This window comes from Halobellus sp. Atlit-38R, from assembly GCF_003665925.1.
GTDB lineage: Archaea > Halobacteriota > Halobacteria > Halobacteriales > Haloferacaceae > Haloquadratum > Haloquadratum inordinatus.
This window is the reverse complement of the sequence record NZ_QXIJ01000386.1, coordinates 1-438: the sequence shown is the minus strand read 5'-3', so window position 1 is coordinate 438 and position 438 is coordinate 1. Positions and strand designations below refer to the sequence as shown.

Here is a 438-nt window from a genome sequence, read left to right as displayed (position 1 = left end):
CGCGCTGCCGGTGGGTCCCGTCCGGCGCGTCGAGCGCGAGGGCGTAGGTGCCGGGGGCGTCCGGGTCGAGGTGAACCACCGGGTCGTCGCCGCGACCCGTCTCGCCGGCCCGCAGCACCGGCTTCGGCCCGTCGGGGGCGGGTGCGTCCGTCGCCGCCGTGGCGTCGGGAGCGACCGTCGTCGCCGAACTCGGCGGGCCGGTCGCGGTCGGGTCGGGGCCGTCGCCGGGGGAGTGGTCGCTGTCGGCGGGCGCGTCGCGGACGGTCCAGCGGTAGGTCCCGTCGGGGTCGGGGGACCGCGGCGCCAGTTCGACGGGCTCGCCGACGCTCGTCGTTCGCGGGGGGCCGGGTTCGTGCACGCTCCGCCTCTCGTCGCGCCGCGGTTTGAAGGTTTCCGTTCTCCAAACGAGTGAACAATAATTACACCAAAGGTTCATAC

1 pseudogene is annotated in these 438 nt (G+C 74.7%); it reads right to left on the bottom strand.

The annotated features are described in order from the left end of the window. Positions 1 to 358: pseudogene (locus D3D02_RS19985) on the bottom strand (alpha amylase); the annotation flags it as partial. Positions 359 to 438: the final 80 nt, after the last annotated feature.